This is a genomic window from Anaerobranca gottschalkii DSM 13577 (assembly GCF_900111575.1).
GTDB lineage: Bacteria > Bacillota > Proteinivoracia > Proteinivoracales > Proteinivoracaceae > Anaerobranca > Anaerobranca gottschalkii.
In genome coordinates this window covers 1-3,889 of record NZ_FOIF01000091.1, presented here as the reverse complement: position 1 = coordinate 3,889, position 3,889 = coordinate 1, and the positions used below count along the sequence as shown (strand labels likewise).

Genomic DNA, 3,889 nt, shown 5'->3' with positions numbered 1-3,889 from the left:
AAAGTAGATAGCAGGATGCCGGGTATTATCTTACCTAAAATTTGTCTTTTATAATCTACTGGGATATATTTGTTAATATAAAAATTTTGTCCTTCTCTAGATATCGATGTTGAAACTATAGAGTTAGTAGCTGCAATAAAAATCCCTATCCCTAAGCCAATGGCTATAGTTAACGGCTCTAAATTATTTTCTGCAATAGCTCTTCCTAATGTATGAATCTCTTTTAAGCCTTCACCGGAAGCTAAGAGGGGAAAGGCCATAAAAACTGGCCAAAGGAAATTGATTATAACACAGTTTAGTAAAAAGGCAGGGGTTCGAAATAGGATTTTTAGTTCCTTAGAAATATATGATTTTAATGGAGAGTTCTTTCTGGTACTTTTTGATAGTTGTTCTGCTGTTAGTTCTGTTTTCTTAGAAATTGATTCCCAAGACCCCTGAACACCTTTTAAGTATAGAAGTTCCCCTAAAATTAAGAATATTATAAAGGCAGCAATGGATATAGCTAAATATATAAGCAAGTGGATAAATCCTGTAAAGTTATCACTTCTTATTAAAGCGGAAGCAGCAAAACTTAAGCCGGGAAACATTTTATTTGTTATATTAACTAAAGAATTATTACCTTCAATCAATAGATTTATAATACTCTCCATATCTGTAAATCTCATACTTACCCTTTGGAATGCAAAATTTATACCAAGTACTACTGCCATGGCCAGTAAACTTCCTACCAACTTCAGTAGGTCTTTATTTTTACCTTTATTTAAAAACCTCATGATTACCATAGAAATTATTGAAGCTAAAGAAAGGGGGATTATCGGAAGTGTCAAAAATACTATTATACTATATAAAAAATATAGTATTCCTGGATATCCTTTAATACCATAAACTATAAGAACAGGGAGTAAGAAAAAAGTGGAAGTTATATACTCATAGGTTACAACAGAAAAGAAATTAGCTCCTAAAATATGGGATACTTTTAAAGGAAGGGGTAATAAATTCTCTATATCATCTGCCATATAAAAGAGGCTGATGATATAAAAAATTCCTAGAAAGAAAATTAATATCCCACAGACTACAATCCCTAAACTAATAATAACTCCGTGTTGCCCTATTTGGGCTAAATAATCAAAACTTACATATAGAAAGCGGGTTAAACCAATATATAAAGGTGCTAAACTTATGAGAACTATAGCAAGCATAATAAAAGAATACCTTTTGTTTTTCCCCATGCCAAACATGGCACTTAAACTATTTTTCAACATAACTTTGGTTAACAATAATGTTTTATTCACTTTCCGTCATCTCCAAAAACATTTTTTCTAGAGTTTCATTACTCTTTAGAAGTCCTTGCATTTCTTCTATTTTACCACAGAAGAGTATTTTACCTTTATTGATAATTGCCACCCTATCACATATCTTTTCTGCTACATCTAATACGTGGGTAGAAAAAAATACTGTTTTACCCTTATCGGTATGTTCCCTCATCATCTCTTTTAAAACAAAGGATGATTTAGGGTCAAGGCCTGTTAGGGGTTCATCTAGTATCCAGACCGGTGGTTTATGAACTAATGCACCCATCAATATTATTTTTTGTCTCATCCCATGGGAATAACTTTGAATTTTGTCCCCTAAAGCATTGGTCATCTCAAAACGTTTAGCCATTTCTTTTATCCGCTCTTTTCTTTCATCAGCAGGGACATCGTAAACATCAGCCATGAAATTGAGATATTCAATACCTTTTAATCTTAAAAACATGTTGGGATTATCAGGTACGAAGCCAAACTGTTTCTTTCCCTCTATGGGGTTTTGGGAAATATCTATCCCATTCACTTTGATAGTCCCTTGATCAGGTTTTAAAATTCCAGTAATCATTTTAATCGTTGTTGTTTTCCCTGCTCCATTTGGACCTAAAAAACCAAAGATTTCTCCTTTAGGTATTGTTAATGTTATGTTATCAACTGCTTTTACAGTCCCAGCATATGTTTTGGATATATTTATTAGTTCTATCATAGACCTCACCCTTTCAACTTTTATTATAATTTTATTCTCTTTCAGTTTAACCTTTTCCTCTTTATAATTATTAAAATTTTATTAAAAACTTATCATTAATTATTTTGTCTTGCTAATAACTTACATCCAACTAATCCTAAAATTAATAACCACAACGTTACAATAATTACACATGCTACCTTAGCTTCTGGAATATCACTTATTAACTTTGATTCCGCTTCTTTCTTACATTCTTCGATTATATGTGTTGGAATCAACTTTATAGCAATGGCAATTCCCATAGGTATCAATACTAGATCATCTAAATACCCTAATATTGGAATAATATTGAACACTCCTTGAACCACTTTTTTACCAGTAACGATATTTATGTTTATTTGCAAAAAAATAAAAAAATTTTGTAAAAATCCTTGGAATTTTGTCAAAATATGATATAATATAAACAAGAAGAGTTCTACTCTTCTACATACTCTAATTCAAAGAGTATATGCAGTTTTTGAATTCTAATATTCACAGCAAACTCCCCTTAAAGGTTAATGCATAGTTACAGCAGAACTTCTCTAGTACCCCCTCCAATATAATAATATTACTACAAACAGAACCTCTCCCTTATGTAGAAAATTTTTATTATAGGTTATGGGAATTAGAGTATGGTAAGTAGCCGGGTAAATCCCGGCTACTTATTTTTTCTTTTAAACTCTGAAAATCTTTCCTTAACATCAGGATTGTTTTCAAAAAAAAGAATTAGTTGGTTTAAATGCTCTAAAAGTTTAGGATCCAAATTATGTTCTATCATTTCCACATCCATAAGTTTAATTTCATCATTAGTTATTACTTTCAAAAATTCTTCGACAATTATATGACGTTTTAACAGATATTCTCCAATTTGCTCCCCTTCCTCAGTCAATTTTACTATACCATATTTTTCATAATTTATAAGATTAATACTTCCTAATTTTTGAACCATTTTTGTTACAGAGGAATCCCGGACATTTAATTTTTCTGCTAAAGTTTTTACCCTTACTAAACCTTTTTCTTTTTGAATACGATAAATCATCTCTAGGTAATCTTCCATGCTAGATGTTAACAAATTTTTGTTTTTAAGTAAAACCTCATAACCCCTTACAGTATGAAAATTATTCTTTTCCATTTTAAAACACCTACTTTTACTTAAATTAAACATGCACCTAAATTACCCTTAGCCATATATTAGTCATAGGAAAAAACTTTTCCCTCAACTAAATTTTATTTTGCCATCAAGGAGGTTATGAATATGATTATAGATATTATTGAACTAATATTAGATAGTATGGAAGGTGCTTTTATTGAAGTTGGGGTTTTTGTCGGTGCTGTATTATTATTTTTTGGATATATAAATTATAAAAAATCTGGGGAGTTTATTAAAAATATAGAGAGATCAAAAAAATTTCAACCGATAATTGGAGGACTATTAGGTCTTACCCCTGGTTGTGGTGGAGCTATTTTTGTTATACCACTATTTTTCAAAAGAAGTGTAACCTTTGGTACAGTAGTAGCTACCCTTATGACCACTATGGGTGATGCTGCTTTCGTAATGATAGCAACAAGACCCTTAGATTATTTAATTGTTAGTGCCTTGATGTTTATTGTCGGTGTAACAACAGGTTATTTGGTAGACCTTACCCCTTTAGGAAACAATATTTTAAAAAAATTTGAACGGAGGATGTTGATTTTAATGGGGGCACGGAGCAAAAAGGAAGAAATTTCCCCTTTAACCACTACAGAAAAAATTACTTCTAAATTTCTAAACTATGGATTTTGGTTCCTAATAAGCTTCGGTTTAATCCTAGGTATTTTAAATATGATGCAAATAGACATCAATGAATTATTTATCCCAAAT

The 3,889-nt window shown here is 31.0% G+C and carries 5 protein-coding genes; 1 reads left to right on the top strand and 4 read right to left on the bottom strand.

The window, feature by feature from the left end:
* From BMX60_RS11620 to mntR, 4 genes are all read right to left on the bottom strand, one after another.
* The coding region (locus BMX60_RS11620) for a putative ABC transporter permease subunit (RefSeq protein WP_091351598.1) at window positions 1-1,292 on the bottom strand (1,292 nt) is incomplete at its 3' end.
* Window positions 1,285-2,010: an ABC transporter ATP-binding protein gene (locus tag BMX60_RS11615; RefSeq protein ID WP_091351597.1), complete on the bottom strand. Its 726-nt coding sequence runs from the start codon at window positions 2,008-2,010 to the stop codon at window positions 1,285-1,287. The genes BMX60_RS11615 and BMX60_RS11620, both read right to left, overlap by 8 nt.
* Before the next feature lie 95 nt (window positions 2,011-2,105).
* A complete protein-coding gene (locus BMX60_RS11610) occupies window positions 2,106-2,345 on the bottom strand; it encodes a YkvA family protein (protein WP_177159813.1) in 240 nt (79 codons plus the stop codon).
* A gap of 341 nt (window positions 2,346-2,686) precedes the next feature.
* Window positions 2,687-3,160 (bottom strand): transcriptional regulator MntR, encoded by a 474-nt coding sequence (gene mntR / locus BMX60_RS11605; RefSeq protein WP_091351596.1) that lies wholly within the window; start codon window positions 3,158-3,160, stop codon window positions 2,687-2,689.
* Window positions 3,161-3,283: 123 nt separating this feature from the next.
* Here mntR and BMX60_RS11600 point away from each other — a divergent pair.
* Window positions 3,284-3,889, top strand: a 606-nt coding sequence (locus BMX60_RS11600) for a putative manganese transporter (RefSeq protein ID WP_177159812.1), incomplete at its 3' end; no start/stop codon positions are given.

Coding starts and splice junctions, on each gene's coding strand:
- BMX60_RS11615 (WP_091351597.1), bottom strand. CDS start 2,010: ATGATAGAACTAATAAATATATCCAAAACATATGCTGGGACTGTAAAA.
- mntR (WP_091351596.1), bottom strand. CDS start 3,160: ATGGAAAAGAATAATTTTCATACTGTAAGGGGTTATGAGGTTTTACTT.